Genomic DNA, 20,155 nt, shown 5'->3' with positions numbered 1-20,155 from the left:
GAAGGATGACCGGCATGCGACGATTCCAGCTCGGGGGAGCGTACGAGCCGGAAGGGGGCCGGGGCGGTGACGGCAGCGGCGGAACGGGGACGGCTCGCCGGCCCACTGTCCGCGTCGGTGGCGGAGCTGTGCCACCGGCTGCGATCCCAGGTGTCCCCGCGCACGGCCGCCGGGTTCGCCGAGGTGCTGCGCCGGCTGGGCGCGCCGCTGCAGGTGGCGGTCGCCGGGCGGATCAAATCAGGCAAGTCGACGCTGGTCAACGCGTTGATCGGGCGGCTCGTCGCGCCCACCGACGTCGGCGAGTGCACACGGCTGGTCACGCGGTTCCAGTACGGCACCGTCGACCGCGTCGAGGTGGTGTTCCTCGACGGCCGCAAGCAGGTGCTGCCGTTCGCGGCGGACGGATCGATCCCGGCCGAACTCGGCGTCGACATCGCCGAGGTCTCGCACCTCGAGGCGTACCTGACCAACGCGGTGCTGCAGGACATGACGGTGATCGACACCCCGGGCCTCGGCTCGCTCGACGCGGCGTCGGTGTCGCGGACCGAGCAACTGTTGGGCGCGGCCGAGCAGGACGAGGGCTCCGACGACCTCGACGACACCTCGCGCAACGCCGTCGCGGGCGCGGAGGCCGTGCTCTACGTGGTGACCCAGGGCGTGCGCGCGGACGACCAGCAGGCGCTGGCCGCGTTCACCGCCGCGACCGCGAGCCGGGAAGCGGGGCCGGTCAACGCGATCGCCGTGTTGAACAAGGCGGACACGGTCGTCGCGGAATCTGTCGAAGGCTCCGGCGGGGACATTTGGAAAGCCGCGCAATTGCTCGCCGAGAAGCAGGCCGCGACGCTGAAGCCGCGCGTCGCGGACGTGTTGCCGGTGATCGGCTTGATCGCCGAATCGGCCGAGTCCGGCGGCTTCACGTCCGCTGATGCCGAAGCGCTCGGACAGCTTGCCGCGCTCGACGACGACGTTCTCGAAACGATGCTCATCGCGGCGGACATCTTCACCAGCTGGGAGTGCGACATCCCGACCGGGATCCGGTTGCGGCTACTGGAAAAGCTCGATCTCTTCGGAATCCGTTGCGCGGTCGACGCGATCCGCGCGGAACCGGAGATCACCGCGGGAGCGTTGCGCCGCAAGCTTCTCGACATCTCCGGACTCGACGCGGTCCGCCGCCGGCTGTCGATCGTCTTCGCCGCGCGCGCCGACGGGATCAAGGCCGCGGCCGCGCTGGCGTCGGTGACCGCGCTGGCGCACACGTCCGGCGACCCGGGCGAACGGCAGCGCGTGCACGACGCGATCGAGGTGCTGCTGGCCCGCCCGGAAGCGCATCAGCTGCGGCTGCTGGAAGCGTTGACGCTCGTCGCGTCGGGTGCGGTCGAGATGCCGGAAGACCTGGCGGAAGAGGTGCTCCGGGTCGGCAGCAACGCCGACCTCGGCGCGCAGCTCGGACTTCCCGGCGCCCCGCGGCCGGAGCTGGCGGCGCACGCGCTGGAACGCGCTGGCTGGTGGCGTTCTTTCGCGTCGTTCGGCGCGACTCCGGCGCAAAGCCGCGTGGCCCACGTCGTGCACCGCGCCTATTTCCTGATCTGGCAACAGATTCGCGAACAGTAAACAACTCGCCCGCGACGCGTAGGCTGAATGTCGTGCGGCTGGAGGACACCACCTCGTGGCGGGTGAACTGGGGGAGCGACCACGACGTCGACGTGGCGTTGTTCCTCCGGGACGTACTCGCGCTCTCGATCGCCGACGGCCAGCTGCTTCCGCCGGTGGAGCCCGCGGTCCCGGTGCACGTCCCGCCCGCCCTCGACCGCGCGGCGGTGCAGGCGCAGTGGGAACCGTGGTGGAACGGCCTGCTGACTTTCCTGCGCGACCGCGGTTCGGCGCGCATCCGGCGGAAAAGCCCTGCTCCCGGCGACGGTTCGGCGATCGACCTCGCAGCCCAGCACTTCGCCCCGGCGGCGGCCGAACACTTCGCCACGGCGCGCCGCCCGGTCTCGTCCGGCTTCCACCGCCGCCAGATTCTCGCCGGCGAACGGCTGGGTCGGCTCGTCCGCGAAACCGAGGTCGAGCTGGGCCGTCGCGCCCGGCCGTTCCGGCTGTCGGTGCTGGAGATCCCGGTCGCCGGCCGCGTGTGGCTGCGGACGGCGGAGCACCAGCTGCTGGTGTCGTCCCAGCTGGCCGCGGACGTCCCGGCGCTCGACCAGGCCATGCGCTCGCTGATCCACGAACTCGCCTGAGGTCCGCGGCGCCCAGCCTCGCTACGGCTACGCAGAAGTCCGTAAAGGGCCCCTCGAGGGCGCCTTCCCTGGCCGCGAGGCAGGTGCCGGGTGCGCTGTCCGTGAGGGGAACCCTGAGGGACTCTGAGTCCCTCAGGGTTCCCCTCACGGACCTCCACCGCGCCGGAGCTGAGCCGAGGTGGGTTTGATAAACCGAGCACTCGGTCTAATAATGGTCGCCATGGAAACGGTGGTCGACGAACCGGCGTGGGTGCGCCGCGGATCCTGGCTGGCCTGCCCCATCGGCGGGGCGCTGCTGGGCTGGGGCGTGCAGGCGCTCGCCGACTGGATCGCGTCGCTGCCGTGGTTCCCGGTGCAGGGTCCGTTCCGGCTGCTGCACCAGGTCCCGCAGCCCTGGCGGCTGATCGGCGCGGTCGTCGTCGGCCTGCTGCTCGGCGTGGTGTTCGCCTGGTTCTGGGCGTGGGACCGGCTGATCGTCACGGTGTCCGCCACGCGCGTCACGCTCGAACGCCGCGAACGCCGCCGACGTATCGACACTCCCCTCGCCTCCGTGTTCATGGACGACGGCAAGCTCGTGTTGCTCGGCGAAAACGATCGCGAAATAGCCAGGGAGAAGACGGACCTCCCCCGACGGCAGTTGGCCGAGGCGTTCACGACGCACGGCCGCCCGTGGCTCGACGAACCGCCGCCTGAGCGATGATGTCCCAGTGGTGAGGACGGTCGATCCCGAGAAGCACGCGGCGAAACGGCGCGCGATTCTCGACGCGGCAGCCGGTTGCTTCGCCCGCGACGGCTTCGAAAAGACCTCCACCGCGGACATCTGCCGCGCCGCCGAGATCAGCTCCGGCAGCCTGTTCCACTACTTCCCCAGCAAGCGCGCGGTCTTCGTCGGCATTTTCGAGGCGGACACCGACGACAACGAGGAACTGCTTGCCGCGGCGGCGGAAATGGCCGATCCGTGGGAGGGCGTACTCGCTGTCGTCGCGCAGTTGACGTCGCCGCTCGCGCTGCCCGGCGTCGTCCGGCTGATCCTCGAAGCAGCCGCGCAGGCAGCTCGCGATCCGGAATTCGCCGAGCTGATCCGCGGCAACGACGACCGCATGCGCACCGGTCTCGCCGGATTGGTCGACCACGGCGTCCGCACCGGCCGGTTCTCCCCCGCGCTGGCCCCGGCCGACGCGGGAAACTGGATCGTCGCGCTGGTCGACGCCTTGCTGTCCCGCGCGAGCCTCGATCCCGAGCTGGACGTCGAGCACGAGCAGGCGGTGCTGCGGCAGCTGCTGACGCGGATTCTCGGCCCGTCTGAGTGATCTGCCCCCGCCGCGCGCCGGGGTGCCGCAAACTGGTGGAATCACGGGGGACGGCCAGGGGAGGGTCTTGATGGCGTGGTTCGGCCACGAGGAAGCCGCCGACGCGGCCGAAGCGCCGACCGGCGAGATCAGCGCGGACGCCCTCGCGCGGATCATCGCCGAAGCGGACGGAACCGACGCCGCGGCCGATGCGTCGGATCCCGATGTGGACCTCGTAGCTGCTCCGGGCGACCTCGAACGCGCGCTTTCCGACCGGCAGGCGCTCATCCAGCTCTGCCTGTACGCGCTGGACCGCGCCCGCAGCAGCGGCGTCGTGGAACGGCTCGAACACGGGCTCGCCGACATCGGTGTCACCGCGTTGCGCGCCGAAGGCGAACGATTCGACCCGGCGCGCCACGAGGCGGGCGGTGCCGTGCCCACCGACGATCCGGAGATGGAAGGCGTCGTCGCGGAGACCGAGGTCGTCGGGTTCGCCGACCAGGAACGGCTGTTGCGTGCGCCGATCGTCACCGTCTACGCGAAGCGGGCGCAGTGACCGCACCGACGCTTCCCGCTCAGGTCCAGGCCGCTCGCGAACAGCTGCTCGGCGTCGTCCGCGAGGCTGATCCGCAGGCCGCCAAATGGGTCGAGGAGCAGCGCAAGGCCCGTTCGGAGAAACCGTCCGTGGTGGTCGTCGGCGAGACCAACCGCGGGAAGAGTTCGCTGGTCAACGCCCTGCTCGCGACCCCGGGACTGTCCCCTGTGGACGCTGACGTGGCCACCGCGACCTACCTCGTTTTCGAGCACGCGCAGCAGTGGGGCGCGCAGGCCTGCTACCCCGGTCAGCTGGCGTCGGTGCCGTTCGACCTGACGCAGCTGGTCGACTGGGTGTCCGCCTCGCACGAGCTGCCGCCGGGACAGCTGCCGCCGCGCTACGTCGAGGTGTCCGGTCCGGTCCCGCTGCTGGAACGGCTGACCCTGGTCGACACCCCGGGCGTCGGCGGGCTCGATTCGCTGCACGGCGAGCTGGCCAAGGAAGCCGCCGCGGGCGCGACCGCGCTGGTGTTCGTGGTCGACGCTTCGGCCCCGTTCACGTCCACTGAGCTGCAGTTCCTGCGCGAGGTCGCGGACCGCGTCGAGACGGTTGTCTTCGTGCTGGCCAAAACCGACGCGTTCCGCGGCTGGCGCGAGATCCTGGAAGCCAACCGGCAACTGCTCGCCGAACACGCGCCGCGCTTCGCCGACGCGGTGTTTCATCCGGTGTCGGCGCGCGTGTTCGAGACCGCCGCGAAGGCACCGAACGAGCAGGTCGCCGCCATGCTGCGGGAAAAGTCCGGCATCGCCGCGGTGCAGGTCGCGCTGCAGGAACTGCTGGTCGGCCGGTCGATGATGCTCAAGGAAGCCAACACGCTCCGCTCGCTGTCGAGCGCGCTGGCCGGAATCAAAGCGAAGCTGCAAGCGGAAAGCCGTGCCCTGTCGGCAGGCGAAGCGGAAGCCGAACAACTCCGTGCCCGCCGCGACGATCTTCAGGCCCAACGCCGCACTTCCACCCGCGGCTGGCAACTGCGCTTGCGCGGCGAAATCCAGCGCACGCGGGTCGAGGTCGGCCACGAGAGCAGCCGCGAAATGCGCGAGGCGCAGGCGCATTTCCGCCAACGCATCGACGGGGCGAAGCGGGACGAGCTGGCCGCGTTGCCGCAGGAAGTGGACATCGCGCTGCAGACCGCGTCGCAGCGAGTGTCGATGCAGCTGTCGCAACGGCTGAATCAGGTCACGAACACGGCGCTATCCGAGCTGTTTTCCGCTGAGGAACTAGACGTGATCCGCGCCCAGTTCGCCCGCGCTGGCGGCCCGCCGGTTGTACTGCGCCCGCCGGACAAGAAACCGCCGACCGCCGAAGACAAACTGTTGGTGTTCATGGGCATTTCCGGCGGTGTCGGCGCGGGAAAGATCGCCGCGCTGCCGCTGGCCGGAGTCGCGATCCTCAACCCGGTAGTCCTCCCCGCGACGATCGTGATCGGCCTCGGCGCGGGCTGGTGGATGGCGCGTACTCGCAAGCACGCCTCGGACAAACAGCACCTGAAGCAGTGGCTGGTCGAAGCCATCGCCGACGCCCGTTCGACGCTTGACCAGCTGATCGCCGAACAGCTCATCGAGGCAGAACAGCAGCTGTCGCTCGCCCTCGACGAGGCACTCAGCCGCCGCATCGACGCGATCGAGGCGGAGCTGAAGGAGGTGGATCAGACGATCAAGATGAGCGCGCAGGAGCGGGCGAAGAAGATCGCGATCGTCTCGAAACGCCTCAAGGACGTCACCGAAGGCCACACCCGAGCCGAAACTCTGCTATCCCGCATCCGCACGGTCCGCGATCGGGCATGATCAGCCGGTGACGTACGGACCCGGATCTCCGCAACCGCCGCAGTGGGGAGCACCGCCGCCCGCTCCGCAATGGGGCGGCCCGCCGCCGCAGCAGTGGCAGCCGCCGCAACCGCCGAAGAAGCCCCGCCGGATCGGGCTGATCATGGGAATCTGCCTCGGTGCCGTCGTGCTGCTCGCTGGTGGCGGTGTCGCCATCTTCATCGTCGCGACCGACGACAGCGTCGAAGTGCACCGCCCGGCAGGCGGGCCCGAGGTTGTCGTCCAGGCTTACGTCAACGCGGTCAACAAGCGCGACCCGATCGGCCTGCAGAACGTCAACTGCCACGCCTCCACCGAGTACCCGGCGACGAGAGCGGTCGAGCGCTTCACCCACGACAACGTCCGGATCCGTCTCGGCAAGCCGACCACCGGCCCCGGCGACGGGGCGTTCTTCGAGGTCGAGGTAAGCCGGAACGCGCACCCGCCGACGACCGCCCGGCTCGATCTGAACCGCGAGGAAGCGGGAACCTGGTGCGTCTTCGTCACCGGCTCCGGCCTTCCGGCCAACTTGCCGCCGTGAGCAGGTGATCGGCTTGTGGACGGGAACCGAACCGGCCTAACGTGAGTCATACCGAGCGAAACCAGCGGCAGACCCGGCGTAATAAGGGGGACCAACCCATGTGGGTCGACGAGAGCGGCGGCACTGACGCGACCGGCCACGAGGCCTTGACCGTCAACGTCGACGGCCAGGAGTACCAGGCCGAGGTCAACTACGACACCGACCACGACGGGGTCGCCGACACCGCGGTCGTCGAGCACGACGACGGCACCGCTCAGGCGTTCGCGGACACCGATCACGACGGCGTCGCCGACCACTACGCGGTGCTCGACTCGACCGGGCACGTCGTGGACCAGGCGGTTTACGACGAGCAGACCGGCAGCTGGGTCGAATCCGGCCACGGCCAGTCCGGCTCGGACGGCACCGACCCGCATTCGCAGGACACCTCGACCGCCGGGCACATCCACGCCGACCTGCCGGACGGCAACGTCGACGCCGGGGTCGCCACCATCGACACCGACCACGACGGGCACAACGACACCGCGGTCGTCGAGACGAAGTCCGGCGGCACGATCGCCTTCACCGACACCAACGGCGACGGCCAGGCCGACGTCGCGGTGCAGGTCGGCGCGGACGGCTCCACTCACACCTACGAGCACACCGGCCAGGGCCAGTGGACCGAGAGCGACGGCGGCGCGAACCACGCGGTGGCGGACCCGGGCAGCGATTCGGCCTGGGGCGGCGAGGGCGCGCAGCTGCTCAGCGGCGTCGCGAAGATCGACAGCGGAACCGGGCAGTGGATCAGCCCCAACTGAACCCCCGGTAACTGACGTCACCCGAACGGGTCCGGCCGCGCGCCGGGCCCGTTTCGTCGTCTCCGGGACGCCGAAACCCGACCCCGTTCGCCCGCGTCCGGCGAACCGGCGCCCGGTGCCGATCCGACGAAGATCAGGACTGATCAGCACGGCTCCCGGCATCGGGCACGAATGCGACGCGGGCCGCGCGGAAAGATTTTCGCCGCTGGCCCGTTCCGGTGAAACTGAATCGATTCCCTTATCGTTCTTGTGAGAGAACCGACAGGTCAGCTCTCGGTTACCTGCCGTCCATCCGGCTACAGTCGGGGAATCCCAAAACCCGCACACCGGTCTTCCGCCGGTGTGCGAAGCCATTCGGTCGCCGGCAACGAAGCCCGCACCAAGAACACTGTCGTTCGCGGTGTGGGCTCTTTTGTCGTCGGAAGTCAGGAGTAGAGATGACCGCAGTCGCCATCCCCGGACTGGACACAGCGCCGACGACGCACAGTGGCGTGCTGTCCTGGGTCCGGGAGGTCGCCGAGCTGACCACCCCGGACCGCGTGGTGTGGGTCGACGGGTCTGACGAGGAAGCCGCCCGGATCAACCAGGAGCTGGTCGACGCCGGCACCTTCGTGAAGCTGGACGCGAAGCCGAACTCCTACTGGGCCACCTCGGACCCCGACGACGTCGCGCGGGTCGAGAACCGGACCTTCATCTGTTCGAAGGAAGAGAAGGACGCGGGCCCGACGAACAACTGGGTGGCCCCGGCCGAGATGAAGGCCACCATGACGGAGCTGTACCGCGGCTGCATGGCCGGCCGCACGATGTACGTCATCCCGTTCTGCATGGGCCCGCTCGGCGACGAAAACCCCAAGCTGGGCATCGAAATCACCGACTTCGCCTACGTTGTCGCCTCGATGCGCGTGATGACCCGCGCCGGCAAGGCCGCCCTCGACAAGTTCATCGCGCCGGACGGTTCCGAGCGCGAGTTCGTGCCCGCGCTGCACTCGGTCGGCAAGCCGCTGGCCCCGGGCGAGAAGGACGTCGCCTGGCCGTGCAACGAGACGAAGTACATCTCGCACTTCCCGGAGGAGCGGCTGATCTGGAGCTACGGCTCTGGCTACGGCGGCAACTCGTTGCTGGGCAAGAAGTGCTACTCGCTGCGCATCGGCTCGGTCATCGCCCGTGACGAGGGCTGGCTCGCCGAGCACATGCTGATCCTCAAGCTGATCTCGCCCGAGGACAAGGTCCACTACGTCGCGGCGGCGTTCCCGAGCGCCTGCGGCAAGACCAACCTCGCCATGCTGCAGCCGACCATCCCGGGCTGGCGCGCGGAGACCCTCGGCGACGACATCGCGTGGATGCGCTTCGGCGAGGACGGCCGCCTCTACGCGGTGAACCCGGAGTTCGGGTTCGTCGGCGTCGCGCCGGGCACCGACAACCACACGAACCCGAACGCCATGCGCACCATCGAGAAGGGCAACACGGTCTTCACGAACGTGGCGCTCACCGACGACGGCGACGTGTGGTGGGAGGGCATGGAGAACAAGCCCGCGCACGCCACCTCGTGGAAGCACCAGGACTGGACGCCCGACTCCGAGGAGAAGGCCGCCCACCCGAACTCGCGCTACTGCGTGCCGATGTCGCAGTGCCCGATCCTCGCGCCGGAGTGGGACGACCCGAAGGGCGTGCCGATCTCGGCGATCCTGTTCGGCGGCCGCCGCAAGACGACGGTGCCGCTGGTGAACCAGGCCCGCGACTGGCAGCACGGCGTGTTCATGGGCGCCACCATGTCGTCGGAGACCACCGCCGCAGCGGTCGGCGCGGTCGGCAACGTGCGCCGCGACCCGATGGCGATGCTGCCGTTCCTCGGCTACCACGCCGGTGACTACTTCAACCACTGGCTGAACCTCGGCAAGAACGCCGACGCGAACAAGCTGCCGAAGATCTTCTACGTCAACTGGTTCCGCCGCGGCGACGACGGCCGTTTCCTGTGGCCGGGCTTCAGCGAGAACTCGCGCGTGCTCAAGTGGGTGCTCGAGCGCGTCGAGGGCAAGGGCAACGCGGTCGAGACCCCGGTCGGCTTCGTGCCGAACGCGCAGGACCTCGACCTCGAGGGCCTGTCCGAGCCGGTCGAGGACATCCAGGCCGCGCTGGAGGTGCGCAACGAGGAGTGGCGCGAGGAACTGCCGCTCATCGAGGAGTGGTTCGCGAAGATCGGCGAGGTGCCGTCCTCGCTGCGCGACGAGCTTGACGCGCTGGCCCAGCGTCTCGGCTGAGCTTCCAAGCCAAGGTCCGTGAAGGACTCCTTGAGGGAATCTGATTCCCTCAAGGAGTCCTTCACGGCATTGGGGAGGACGGTAGCGTGGGCCGCATGGTGTCTACTGGGGACAAGCCGTTCCGGTTCGGTGTGAACATGGTGCTGCCGGGCTCGCGCGAGAAGTGGGTCGGCAAGTGCCGCCGGGTCGAGGAACTCGGCTACGACGTGCTGAGCGTGGCCGACCATCTCGGCATGGCGCCGCCGTTTCCCGCGCTCGTGCTGGCCGGTGCGGTCACCGAACGGGTGCGGCTCAACACTTTCGTGCTCAACGCGCCGTTCTACAATCCGGCGCTGCTCGCGCGCGACGTCGCGGGCACGGACCAATTCGTGTCCGGACGGCTCGAACTCGGCCTCGGCGCCGGATATGTGAAAGAGGAGTTCGAAACGGCGGGAATGCCGTTTCCCAGCGCCGGTGCGCGGGTCGATCACCTCGAACTCGCGATCAAGGAACTCCAGCGGCTGTACGCGGATCCGGAATACGCGCCTCAGCCCGCGCAATCCGGCGGTCCCCCGTTGATGATCGGCGGCCGCGGCGACCGGCTGCTTTCGCTCGCCGCCGAGCACGCGGCGACGATTGCCTTCAGCGGCACGGCAAAAGTGCGCGACGGTTCGCCGCCGATGCTGGCGACCGCGGACGCGGTGGAAGAACGCACGCGGTTCGTCGCCGAGCGGCTCGCCGGCCGTGAAGCCGAATTCAACCTGCTCGTGCAATTCGTCCAGATCACTGACGATCGGGAAGCCGCATTGCGCGAAATCCTCGCGCGCTTCGGTGACAAGCTCACGCTCGACGAACTGGCCGAAGTCCCCACTGTGCTGGTCGGCACGGTCGACGAAATCGCCGATCAGCTGGTCGCGCACCGTGTCCGGTTCGGCTTCAGCTATTTCACGGTCCTCGAGGCCAACCTCGAAGTGCTGTCCCCGGTGGTGGATCTGCTGTGTCGCCGATAGTCGACGCGCGCGGCCTCGGGGTGAAGGCCGGTGACCTGTGGTTGTTGGAAGACCTCGATTTCTCCGTCGATCCGGGCGAATGCGCGGTGCTCGTCGGGCCTAACGGCGTCGGCAAATCCACGCTGATGCGGTGTCTGTACGGAATGCAGCAACCGCAACGGGGCCGGGTGCTGGTCGACGGCGCGAAGCCGGACGAACGCAGCATTGCCTTCCGCCGCAAGGTATCGGTGCTCTTCGACGATTCCGACTTCTTCGCCGAACTCACCCCGCTGCAGCACCTGGAACTGCTCTCCGGTTCGTTCGGCGAGGATCTCGGTGATTTCGACCAACTGCTCGCGGACGCGGGCCTCGCCGAACGCGCTCGCGTCACCGCCGGGCATTTCTCGGCCGGACAGCGTCGCCGGTTGCTGCTGCTGGGCGTCACCGCGAGGCCGCATCGAGTGCTGCTGCTGGACGAGCCCGAACGCGCGCTCGACACCGCGGGCAAGGAGTGGCTGGTCGAGCTGATCGGCCGTTCCACCGCGGCCGGTGCGGCAGTTGTCGTTGCCACGCACCATCAACCGTTGCTGGACACGGCGGACAGCGTGCTCGAACTGTGGTGACCCGGTTGCGCGTGCCCGGCCGCAAGCGGTTCGGCGGCATCTTCAGCGGCGACAGCCCCACGTTCGTGCTGATGTTCGGCGTCGGCTTCCTGTTCACCGCGTTTTTCCGCACCGACGCCTGGCATCGAGTCCTCTTTGGACCGTCCGCAGTGGACTACTCGGCGGTGCTCGGCCTGGTCGCGTTGTGCGCCGCGGTGGGCTGGCGAAGCCTGCTGCGCCGTGGATTCGTCTGGGCCGAACCGGCCGAGCTGACCTGGATGGACTTCGCCGAGGTCGACCGCCGCCGCGTCGTCGCGACCCGGCTGGCCAGCGTGCTCGCCGGATTCGTGGTGGTGATCGGATATCTCGCCGCGCTGATGCTGGCGGTCGGCGGAAGTTCGCTCGACTGGTGGCGCGCCGCGGCAGCTCTCGTCGCCGGCGGCACGATCCTCGCGTTCACCACCGCACGTCGTACCGCGTTCCTTTTCGAAGCCGCTGGACCGCTGCTCCTCGCGGTGGCTGGCGTCGTGATCGCTGCGGTTCGTCTCGACGCAACGGCGGTGCAGTACGTCGGCGCGGCGCTGGCGCTATGCGGTCTGCTGCTGGCTTTTGGCGGCGAAGCAGTCAGCGGCGCCGGACGCGCGGTGTTGCTCGACGGCTGGAACGCGCGGGTCCTGCGCGCGATGGCGGTGACGTTCCTCGACCCGATGATGATGCTGCCGGAGTCCTCGTCCGCGGGCTCGTGGTCGCTGCGCCCGCCCACCGCGTTCCGGCTCGCGTGGGTCGGGATCGTCGGCCGTGCCCGGTACGCGAGCGCGGTTTTGTTAGTGGCTTTCGCGGTAGCCGTCGGACATGTTGCTGTTCCCACTCTGCCGGGACCGGTGCTCGTCGGGATCGGCGCGTACGTCGCGCTTACTCCGTTCGGGGCCGGTCTTGGCGTGCTGTGGCGGAATCCGGGTCGGCGACGCTGGCTGGGCTCGTCGTCGCGAGAGCTGGTGATCGCCCACGGAGTCGCCCTGGTTGTGGTCGGCCTGTTCTGGTCGGCTCTGCTCTTAGTGGCACTTTTCGCTTTGGGAACCGCGTTTTCGGCTCTCTCGTGGGTGACGGTCGCCCTGGCGGTGCTTTCGGTGTTGCGTACCGTCACGCGTCAGCCGGTCGACTACAGCAGCGCCGGTTTCGTCGACACCCCCGCCGGTCCGATGCCGGCAAACCTTATGCGGCAACTGTTCCGCGGCCCGGACGTGCTGGCGGTCGGCATCTTCGTACTGGCACAACTCGGCTGAACGGGCGCGCCCGGGTTAGGCTCCGTGCCGACGAGAGGAGCCGAAGGTGGGCGGTGGACACGCTTCCGGCATCGGCCGCAGGGCGACCTGCGAATTCCCGCCCGGGTGGAGCGACGAGCAGATCATCGCGGTGGTCAAGGACGTCGCCAACGATCCGGGCGAACCCCGGCGGCAGCAGTACAACGGGCGCTGGCGCTGCGTCGGCGAACGGTACGGCGTGCGCGTGGTCGTCCTGGTCAACGGCGACGGTCTCGTGCACACCAGCTTCCCGCTGCCGAGCCCCGGCGTGGTCCGGAACCCGGACGCCGCGCGGGACCCGGCGAATCCGACCGTCGACGACCGCGCGGGCAACCGGATCAGCTACTTCGTCGACAGCGTCCTGCGCCTGCTCGCCGGCCGGATGCCGCCGGAAGACCTCGAGCACTACCGCGATCTGCAGTGGTCCGGCGAATGGGAGGAACTCGCCGACACCATGGCCGCGCACTTCGAGGTCACCGGCATCCAGCTCAACCCGGACGAGTACGCGGATTTCGAGAAGCTGCTGAACTCCTTCGAACTGCCGGTCCGCGACTGCCGCTACCTCAACGACCGGGAACGGCTGCTCGCCGAACTGCGCGGCTGAGGCGTCACCAGGGGATGGCCCCGGCGTCGTCGAAGAACCCGCCGCGCGGCCCGTCGTCCGGCAAGGTCGCGAGCTTGACCGCGATCGCCGCGCCCTGCTCGGGCGTGCGCGTTCCGGCGAAACCGGTGAAATCCGTTGCCACGTAACCGGGACAGGCGGCGTTGACGATGACGTTCGTGTCGGCGAGCGCGCGGGCGTACTGCACGGTGATGCTGTTGAGCATCGTCTTCGACGGGGCGTAAGCGGCGAGGATCGGGCCGGTCCGCAGTTGCAGCGAGCCCATGTTGCTGGACATGTTGACGATGCGTGGCGACTTCGCTTTGCGCAGCAGCGGCAGCATCGCGTTCGTAACCCGGACTACGCCGAAGACGTTCGTGTCGAGGACAGTGCGGACGACGTCGAGGTCGAGCGTCGTCGGATCCTGGGCGCCGCCGTCAATCTGGCCGCCGATGCCCGCGTTGTTGACCAGAACGTCGAGCCGCTCGATGGTCTCGGCCGCGGCGGCGACGCTGTCTTCGGAGGTGACGTCGAGCGCGACGCCGAACGCGTCGATGCCCGCCGCACGCAGTTCTTCGACGGCCTTCTCGCGGTTGTTTTCGTCCCGCGCTCCCACGGCGACGGTGAAGCCGATCGAGCCGAGGCCATGCGCGATGGCGAGGCCGATTCCCTTGTTCGCGCCGGTGACCAGCGCGGTCTTCGTATCGTTCACTCCGCCCATGGTCGTCTCGGGTGCCGTGTTTTGGCCAAGATCGATTAGGTCCGCTGTGATACCCACCAGGTATTACGCTGGCCTTTGTGGACGATCTCGAGACTCGCGAACTCCGTTACTTCGCCGCCGTCGCCGAAGAACTGCACTTCGGCCGCGCTGCCGAACGGCTCGGGATCGCCCAGCCGCCGCTGTCCCGCGCGATCGCCCAACTGGAGCGACGGCTCGGCGTGCAACTTCTCGAACGAAACCGTCGCGGCGTCGTGCTGACCGAGCCCGGTCGAGTGCTGCTCCGCGAATCCCGCCTCGCCCTTGCCGCAGTCGCGGCCGCCGCCCGCCGCACGCGTCGAGCCGGGGACTCGCAGCTGGTACTGGCGACCAAAGCCGGGGCGTCGCACGAACTCCTGCAACGGATTCTGGACGCCCCGGACGCGCCGCCGGTCGAGATTCTGCTGTGCGAGGTCGGCGAACAAGCCGGACTGCTCCGCGACGGTTCCGCCGACGTCGCGATCATGCACCATCCCTACGACGACCTCGCCGGATTCGACACCGAGTCGCTGCAGGTCGAGGGTCAGGTCGCGATCCTCCCCGCGGCCCATCCGCTCGCCGCGCGGGACACGCTGACGCTAGCCGAAGTGAGCGACGTGCCGGACCTGCCGATCGCCCGCTGGCCCCGCCTCGACGGCAGCTACCCGGACGGGCCGGGACCGGAGGCGCGCACCCAGTCGAAGCTCGCCCAGCTCGTCGCGCTCGGCCGGACGCTGCTGGTGATCCCGGCATCCAGCCGGGCCTGGCAGTGGCCGGAACACGTCGCGGTCCCGGTCGTAGACGCCCCGGATGTCACGACGATGCTCGCCTGGCCGTCCACCAGCCGCTCCCCGGAGGTGGCCGCGCTTGTCCGGGCTGCGGTCGCTCTTCGCGTCGAGTCTTGAGTTGTCCACAGGCGTGGGGCTCTTGCCGTTCGCCGGAGCTGGCGGCGCTCGTTCAGACTGCGGTCGCGCTTCGCGCCGGGTCTTGAGTTGTCCACGGACGTCGGGCACTTGTCGCTCGCCGGAGGTGGCCGCGCTCGCTCAGGCCGTGGTCGCACTTCGCGCCGATCCTTGAGCTGTCCACAGTTGTCCACCGGCTCCAGGCATCTGCCCGATCTGCTCGCCGATCCTGCCCACGGCGGCCGGTCTCAACGGCTCTGCCTCATCCGCCCCGTCCCGCTGCCCGATCAACCCGGGAAGCCGGAAAACCTCAACTGGCCTGCGAAAACGCCGCCGGATCGCCGTCGCACGCGACCCGCAGCCGATCCAGCGGCATGCCCACCGCGTCGGCGATCGCCGCGACGGTGAAGAACGCGGGCGTCGGGATCCGGCCGGTTTCGATCTTGCGCAGGGTTTCGACCGAAATGCCCGCTTCCGCGGCCACGTCGACCATGCTGCGGCTGGCCCGGGCGGCGCGCAGCACCAGGCCGAGCCGCTCGCCGCGGGAGCGTTCTTCGTCGGTGAGGGGCACGCGGACCATGCCGCCCAGTTTAGCCACAGAGTTGTCCACCGCCTGTGGATAACTCTGTGCACAAGCTGCCGAACCCCGTGGACAACCGCCGTCCGGCACAAGTCCTTGGGGCATTCGGGGCGGCCCAGTCCCGCCGATAGGGGTAGCGAACGGCTTGCCGAGGCCGCGCACGAGCGGGTTGTCCCCGAGGTTGTCCACACCCTGGAACGTGTTCGCAGTGCTGATCGAATCGATATCGAAGTCGTATGACGGCGGGATGACCGAGGTCTAGGGTCAGGCGGTCGCGTGTCACGTGAGTGTTAGGTGAGGTTCGATGTCCACTGCCAAACCGGGCGGTCGGGTGCGCGGGTTCCAGTTCAGTGCCTGGAACCTGCTGTTGCTGATCCCGTTGCTGATCCTGGTCACGCCGCTGTTCAACTTCGACGGGCCGCGGCTGTTCGGCCTTCCGTTCTTCTACTGGTTCCAGCTGGCGTTCGTCGTGCTGGGCGTGCTGTGCACCGGCATCGTCTACCTGGCGACCAAGAACAAGCCGCGCAACCAGGGCCAGGACGAGCTGAGCGTCGACGACTTGGACGAGGGGGACGCCCGATGAACCACATTCAGTGGGTGGAACTGATCGTCTTCGCGTTCCTGTTCGTCGTGGTCACCGTGCTGGGCTTCGTCGCCTCGCGCTGGAAGGCCGGCGGCAGCCTCGACCACCTCGACGAATGGGGCCTCGGCGGCCGCAAGTTCGGTTCGTGGATCACCTGGTTCCTGCTCGGCGGCGACCTCTACACCGCCTACACCTTCGTCGCCGTGCCCGCGCTCGTGTTCAGCGCCGGCGCGCTCGGCCTGTACGCGCTGCCTTACACGATCGTCGTCTACCCGATCGTGCTGCTGCCCGCGCTGCGCATGTGGTCGGTCAGCCGTTCGCGCGGCTACGTGACCCCGGCGGACTTCGTCCGCGGCCGCTTCGGTTCGCCGACGCTGGCGTTGCTGATCGCGATCACCGGCATCGTCGCGACCATGCCGTACATCGCGTTGCAGCTGGTCGGCCTCGAAGCCGTGCTGCGCACCATGGGCATCAACGGTTCCGGCATCGTCGGGCACCTGCCGCTGCTGATCGCGTTCGTGATCCTGGCGCTTTACACGTATCAGTCCGGCCTGCGTGCGCCCGCGCTGATCGCGTTCGTCAAGGACATCCTGATCTACCTCGTGATCATCGTGGCGATCATCTACCTGCCCTCGAAACTCGGCGGCTGGGACCACATCTTCAACACCGCCAAGGAAACGCTCGCCAAGCCGAACCCGAAGACGGGCAAGCCGTCCGGTTCGATCCTGCTGACGTCGAGCAACCAGCTGCAGTACGCGACGCTGGCGCTCGGTTCGGCGCTCGCGCTGTTCCTGTACCCGCACTCGCTCACGAGCGTGCTCGCCTCGCGCGGCCGCAACGTGATCAAGCGGAACATGGTGGCGCTGCCGGCTTACTCGTTCGTGCTGGGTCTGCTGGCCCTGCTCGGCTACGTCGCGATCTCGGCGGGCGTCAAGCCGCTGACGAACGCGGCCACCGGAAAGCCGGACGGCAACACGATCGTCCCGCTGCTGTTCGACTCGCAGTTCACGAACTGGTTCGCGGGCATCGCCTTCGCCGCGATCGGCATCGGCGCGCTGGTGCCCGCCGCGATCATGTCGATCGCCGCGGCGAACCTGTGGACGCGCAACATCTACAAGGAGTACATCCGCAAGGACGCGACTCCGAAGCAGGAGGCGAAGCAGGCCAAACTGGCGTCGCTGGTGGTCAAGCTGGGCGCGGTGCTGGTGATCATCCTGATCGACCCGCAGTTCTCGATCGACCTGCAGCTCATCGGCGGGGTGCTGATCCTGCAGACCCTGCCCGCGGTCGCCATCGCGCTGTACACGCGCTGGTTCCACAAGGCGGGCCTGATCGCCGGCTGGATCGTCGGCATGGGCTGGGGCCTGATCATGCTGTACGGAATCCCCAACCCGGCCAACGGAAAACTCCACTTCGGCGGCTCCGCACTGGCGATGGGCAACCTGTCGATCTTCGGCTGGCATCCGTTCAGCGGCACCGGCCTCGCGGTGGTGCAGATCTATCCCGGTTTCGTGGCCCTGATCGCGAACATCGTGGTCGCCGCGGTGGTTTCGGTCATCGCACGGGCGCTGAAGTGGAGCCCGGGCAACGACGAAACCGCGCCCGAGGACTACCACGCCGACGAACACGACAAGGACCTGCGTCCGATCGGCGCCCACTGAGTCCTTTTTAGACAGAGGCCCCCGCGTCGCCGTCCGGCGCGGGGGCCTCTCGTATTTTGCCGACCATCGCCTTCGCGACGATGTACAGCACGACCGAGTTCAGCACGTGCCACAGGAAATGCGTGCCCGCTGGGAAATCCCCGCAGACCACGTCGTCAATGCTCCGAAACGCCAACGACAACGCGAACACCGCGGCGGCCATGGCGAAGTCCAGCCAGTACGAGTCGCGCTTGACCCCCAACGCGATGGCGAACCCCGCGAGCCCGGCGAGTGCGGGCAGATACAGCCCGCCGCCGAGCGCCCCTGACGCGATGGTGAGTGCTAGGAACACCGGTGCGCCGAGCCAGGACCACTTGGCTTTGGCGTTAAAGAAGACCCGGGGGAAGACCGCGGCGTAGAACAGGGTGAAGAACAAGATGGCGGTGGAGTCGGCGACCGCTCCCCACCGCGTCGCGACCAGGTGAAACACGCTGCTGGCAACGAAGATCAACCCGATCAGGACAGCGAGCACCCGCCCGGTGCGCTGCCCGTTGGCATACCACCAGACCATTCCGGCGGCGACGAGAAAGGCCAGGTTGGCCAGGTCGTTGAGCGGCTCTCCCCAGAGTCCGGGCGCGGTGCGCTCGCAGTAACCGTCCACGTACGCGGTCCAGTTCACGGGGGTAAGCAAACCCCTTCCGGGTGAACGGGCCACATCCGGGGGTCAGTCGGTTCGGGTCAGGGGTGGACTAGCGAAGTCGGCGATCCTGGTGGCCCGCCCGACCCCCTGCCGTCTGCCCGTCGAGCGGGTTAGCGTGGGCGGCATGACCAACCCCGTGAGCCGGTTCCCCGTGACGGAACTCGAAGACCTTCCCGACGATCTCCGCGAGCGCATCGGCGCCATCGCGGAGAAATCCGGCTTCACGCCGAACATCTTCCGCGCACTCGGCCACCGCCCCGCCGAACTCCGCGCCTTCCTCGACTACCACGACGCGCTCATGGAACGCGAAGGCGGACTCACCAAGGCCGAACGCGAACTGGTCGTCGTAGCTACCTCCGGCGCGAACCACTGCACCTACTGCATCGTCGCGCACGGGGCGATCCTCCGGATCCGCGCGAAAGACCCGGAGCTGTCCGACCAGGTCGCGACCAATCCGTGGCAGGTGGAACTCGACGAGCGCGGCCGGGCGATTGTCGATCTCGCGCTGGCACTGTCGCGCGATTCCGCGTTGTTCGGCGAGGGAGACCTGGCGCTGGCGCGCGAGGCAGGCCTGACCGAGGACGAGATCTGGGACGTCGGCGCGATCACCGCGTTGTTCGCGATGTCCAACCGGCTCGCGCATCTGACCGCGCTCAAGCCGAATCCGGAGTTTTACTTGATGGGGCGTCAGAAACGATAGAACGGGCCTGGCAGGTCGCGGCTCATCTCGAACCGGGTGCGCAGCCAGCCGCGCAGGCGGTGCACCGGTTTCGTCCACACTCGCGGCGCGGGCCCGAAATACCTCGGGTCCGCGTGCGGGGTGAACGCGTCGCCGGTCAGGATGACCGCGGCGTGGCCCAGCGGGCAGTGGCCGGAAACCGAGATCACGCCGCGCGTCAGGTTCTCGACCCAGTCGACCTCGTCGACGCCCAGCAGCGTCCGGCGATCACACACGGGGCAGTACAGGACGAACATCTATAACTCCCGCCGCCAGGTTTCACCGGTCACGAGGGGGCCGAACGCGTCCGTCTCTTCTTCGCCGACGAGTTCGAAACCGGCGCCGCGGTAGATCCCGCGTGCCGCGGCGAGCAGCGACAGCGTCCACAGTTCCATCTCCCGATACCCCTGCGCGCTGGCGAATTCGACGCATTCGCGTACCAGCCGTTTGCCGACGCCGTGTCCGCGCGCGGCCGGTTCCAGCAGGAGCAGGCGGAGTTTCGCGGTGCCTTCCTGGTCGCCGGGAGTGCAGAAGATGCTGCCGACCCGTTCGCCGTCGAGTTCGGCGATCCAGCCGGCCTGGCGCGGGTCTTCGCGGTGTTCGGCGAAGTCGGCGACCACGCGCGCGACCATGGCTTCGAAGCGTTCGTCGAGGCCGTACTCCTCGGCGTACAGCGCGCCGTGCCGGTGCACCACCCAGCCGAGGTCGCCTGGTCGTGGGGCGCGCAACGTGACCGCTGGTTCCGGTGACGGTTCGGCGACGAGCGCGGTGATGGTCCCCATCGCGCCGAGCAGACGGCGCTGGTCGGCGTCCGCGAACTGGTCGAGGAGGCCGCCGATCTGGCTGGCCGAACGATGGTCGAGGTCGGCGAACGCCGCGTGTCCTTCGGCGGTGAGCGCGACGAGCTGGCGACGCGCGTCGTCCGCGCAGCGTTCGCGGGTGACGAGGCCGCGGGTTTCCAGGCGGCCGAGCAGCCTGCTCGCGTAGCCGCCGTCCAGCGCCAGCCGTTTGCGCAGATCACTGACCTGCAGCTGGTCCTGTTGGGCGAGTTCGAACAGCACCCGCGCTTCGCTCAGCGAGTATTCGGCGTCGGCCGGTCCCTCGTCGAGGACGCCGATCACCCCGGTGTAGAGCCGGTTGAAAGCGCGGACCGTGGCGACGCGTTCGGTGAGGACGGAATCCGGCACGGGGACCACCTTGACTCGATCGTTGACTGAGTCAAGCATCTCCCCGCCGCCCGTTCGGGGCAAGGGAATTCCCCCGGTGGTGGAGCCGGAGCGAAAATGGTCCAGACATATGGAAACCCCG

The 20,155-nt window shown here is 68.6% G+C and carries 22 protein-coding genes; 17 read left to right on the top strand and 5 right to left on the bottom strand.

What is annotated here, in order from left to right; genetic code table 11:
* Positions 1–66: 66 nt before the first annotated feature.
* From D0D37_RS05820 to D0D37_RS05760, 13 genes are all read left to right on the top strand, one after another.
* Positions 67–1,611, top strand: a complete 1,545-nt coding sequence (locus D0D37_RS05820; RefSeq protein WP_116199479.1) for a dynamin family protein — start codon at positions 67–69, stop codon at positions 1,609–1,611.
* Positions 1,612–1,643: 32 nt separating this feature from the next.
* Positions 1,644–2,237 carry a hypothetical protein gene (locus D0D37_RS05815; RefSeq protein WP_116199478.1) on the top strand — a complete coding sequence of 198 codons (594 nt, stop codon included), beginning with the start codon at positions 1,644–1,646 and terminating at the stop codon, positions 2,235–2,237.
* A gap of 220 nt (positions 2,238–2,457) precedes the next feature.
* Positions 2,458–2,937: a YqeB family protein gene (locus tag D0D37_RS05810; RefSeq protein WP_116199509.1), complete on the top strand. Its 480-nt coding sequence runs from the start codon at positions 2,458–2,460 to the stop codon at positions 2,935–2,937.
* Positions 2,938–2,944: 7 nt separating this feature from the next.
* The gene (locus tag D0D37_RS05805) at positions 2,945–3,547 is read left to right on the top strand and encodes a TetR/AcrR family transcriptional regulator (protein WP_116199477.1); all 603 of its coding nucleotides are present in this window, start codon (positions 2,945–2,947) and stop codon (positions 3,545–3,547) included.
* 70 nt (positions 3,548–3,617) lie between these two features.
* A complete protein-coding gene (gene grpE / locus D0D37_RS05800; protein WP_208719817.1) occupies positions 3,618–4,082 on the top strand; it encodes a nucleotide exchange factor GrpE in 465 nt (154 codons plus the stop codon).
* Entirely contained in the window at positions 4,079–5,905 is a 1,827-nt protein-coding gene (locus D0D37_RS05795; RefSeq protein WP_116199476.1) for a dynamin family protein, read from the top strand. The genes grpE and D0D37_RS05795 overlap by 4 nt, the downstream gene beginning before the upstream one ends.
* Before the next feature lie 7 nt (positions 5,906–5,912).
* Entirely contained in the window at positions 5,913–6,464 is a 552-nt protein-coding gene (locus D0D37_RS05790; protein WP_116199475.1) for a hypothetical protein, read from the top strand.
* 98 nt (positions 6,465–6,562) lie between these two features.
* Positions 6,563–7,258: a DUF6802 family protein gene (locus D0D37_RS05785; protein ID WP_116199474.1), complete on the top strand. Its 696-nt coding sequence runs from the start codon at positions 6,563–6,565 to the stop codon at positions 7,256–7,258.
* Positions 7,259–7,695: 437 nt separating this feature from the next.
* The gene (locus D0D37_RS05780) at positions 7,696–9,516 is read left to right on the top strand and encodes a phosphoenolpyruvate carboxykinase (GTP) (protein WP_116199473.1); all 1,821 of its coding nucleotides are present in this window, start codon (positions 7,696–7,698) and stop codon (positions 9,514–9,516) included.
* A 95-nt stretch (positions 9,517–9,611) separates the two neighbouring features.
* Positions 9,612–10,505: a TIGR03621 family F420-dependent LLM class oxidoreductase gene (locus tag D0D37_RS05775; protein WP_116199507.1), complete on the top strand. Its 894-nt coding sequence runs from the start codon at positions 9,612–9,614 to the stop codon at positions 10,503–10,505.
* Complete coding sequence (locus tag D0D37_RS05770) at positions 10,502–11,107, top strand: ATP-binding cassette domain-containing protein (protein WP_116199506.1); 606 nt, start codon at positions 10,502–10,504, stop codon at positions 11,105–11,107. The genes D0D37_RS05775 and D0D37_RS05770 overlap by 4 nt, the downstream gene beginning before the upstream one ends.
* The gene (locus tag D0D37_RS05765; protein ID WP_116199472.1) at positions 11,101–12,369 is read left to right on the top strand and encodes a DUF6297 family protein; all 1,269 of its coding nucleotides are present in this window, start codon (positions 11,101–11,103) and stop codon (positions 12,367–12,369) included. The genes D0D37_RS05770 and D0D37_RS05765 overlap by 7 nt, the downstream gene beginning before the upstream one ends.
* Positions 12,370–12,415: 46 nt before the next feature.
* Entirely contained in the window at positions 12,416–12,991 is a 576-nt protein-coding gene (locus D0D37_RS05760) for an EndoU domain-containing protein (RefSeq protein ID WP_116199471.1), read from the top strand.
* 4 nt (positions 12,992–12,995) lie between these two features.
* Here the strand turns inward: D0D37_RS05760 and D0D37_RS05755 are convergent, their stop codons facing one another.
* Positions 12,996–13,709, bottom strand: coding sequence for an SDR family oxidoreductase (locus D0D37_RS05755; RefSeq protein ID WP_116199470.1), 714 nt, complete (start codon positions 13,707–13,709; stop codon positions 12,996–12,998).
* A 77-nt stretch (positions 13,710–13,786) separates the two neighbouring features.
* Here D0D37_RS05755 and D0D37_RS05750 point away from each other — a divergent pair, with 77 nt between their 5' ends.
* On the top strand, positions 13,787–14,629 hold the full coding sequence (locus tag D0D37_RS05750; RefSeq protein ID WP_116199469.1) for a LysR family transcriptional regulator: 843 nt from the start codon (positions 13,787–13,789) through the stop codon (positions 14,627–14,629).
* 307 nt (positions 14,630–14,936) lie between these two features.
* Here the strand turns inward: D0D37_RS05750 and D0D37_RS05745 are convergent, their stop codons facing one another.
* Complete coding sequence (locus tag D0D37_RS05745; protein ID WP_116199468.1) at positions 14,937–15,206, bottom strand: helix-turn-helix domain-containing protein; 270 nt, start codon at positions 15,204–15,206, stop codon at positions 14,937–14,939.
* A gap of 304 nt (positions 15,207–15,510) precedes the next feature.
* Between D0D37_RS05745 and D0D37_RS05740 the strand changes: the two genes are divergently transcribed.
* Entirely contained in the window at positions 15,511–15,789 is a 279-nt protein-coding gene (locus D0D37_RS05740) for a DUF3311 domain-containing protein (RefSeq protein WP_116199467.1), read from the top strand.
* A complete protein-coding gene (gene mctP, locus D0D37_RS05735; RefSeq protein WP_116199466.1) occupies positions 15,786–17,450 on the top strand; it encodes a monocarboxylate uptake permease MctP in 1,665 nt (554 codons plus the stop codon). The genes D0D37_RS05740 and mctP overlap by 4 nt, the downstream gene beginning before the upstream one ends.
* Before the next feature lie 7 nt (positions 17,451–17,457).
* Here mctP and D0D37_RS05730 read toward each other — a convergent pair whose 3' ends face one another.
* Complete coding sequence (locus D0D37_RS05730) at positions 17,458–18,108, bottom strand: hypothetical protein (protein ID WP_116199465.1); 651 nt, start codon at positions 18,106–18,108, stop codon at positions 17,458–17,460.
* A 145-nt stretch (positions 18,109–18,253) separates the two neighbouring features.
* Between D0D37_RS05730 and D0D37_RS05725 the strand changes: the two genes are divergently transcribed.
* Complete coding sequence (locus D0D37_RS05725; RefSeq protein ID WP_116199505.1) at positions 18,254–18,829, top strand: peroxidase-related enzyme; 576 nt, start codon at positions 18,254–18,256, stop codon at positions 18,827–18,829.
* Here D0D37_RS05725 and D0D37_RS05720 read toward each other — a convergent pair.
* Positions 18,817–19,104, bottom strand: a complete 288-nt coding sequence (locus D0D37_RS05720; protein ID WP_116199464.1) for a hypothetical protein — start codon at positions 19,102–19,104, stop codon at positions 18,817–18,819. The genes D0D37_RS05725 and D0D37_RS05720 overlap by 13 nt on opposite strands.
* Positions 19,105–20,073, bottom strand: a complete 969-nt coding sequence (locus D0D37_RS05715) for a bifunctional helix-turn-helix transcriptional regulator/GNAT family N-acetyltransferase (RefSeq protein WP_116199463.1) — start codon at positions 20,071–20,073, stop codon at positions 19,105–19,107. It lies immediately after the preceding gene.
* Positions 20,074–20,155 lie beyond the last annotated feature (82 nt).

It is taken from the genome of Amycolatopsis circi (assembly GCF_003385235.1).
Lineage (GTDB): Bacteria > Actinomycetota > Actinomycetes > Mycobacteriales > Pseudonocardiaceae > Amycolatopsis > Amycolatopsis circi.
Note: the sequence above shows the minus strand (reverse complement) of the source record. Positions and strands in the feature narration are given on the sequence as shown.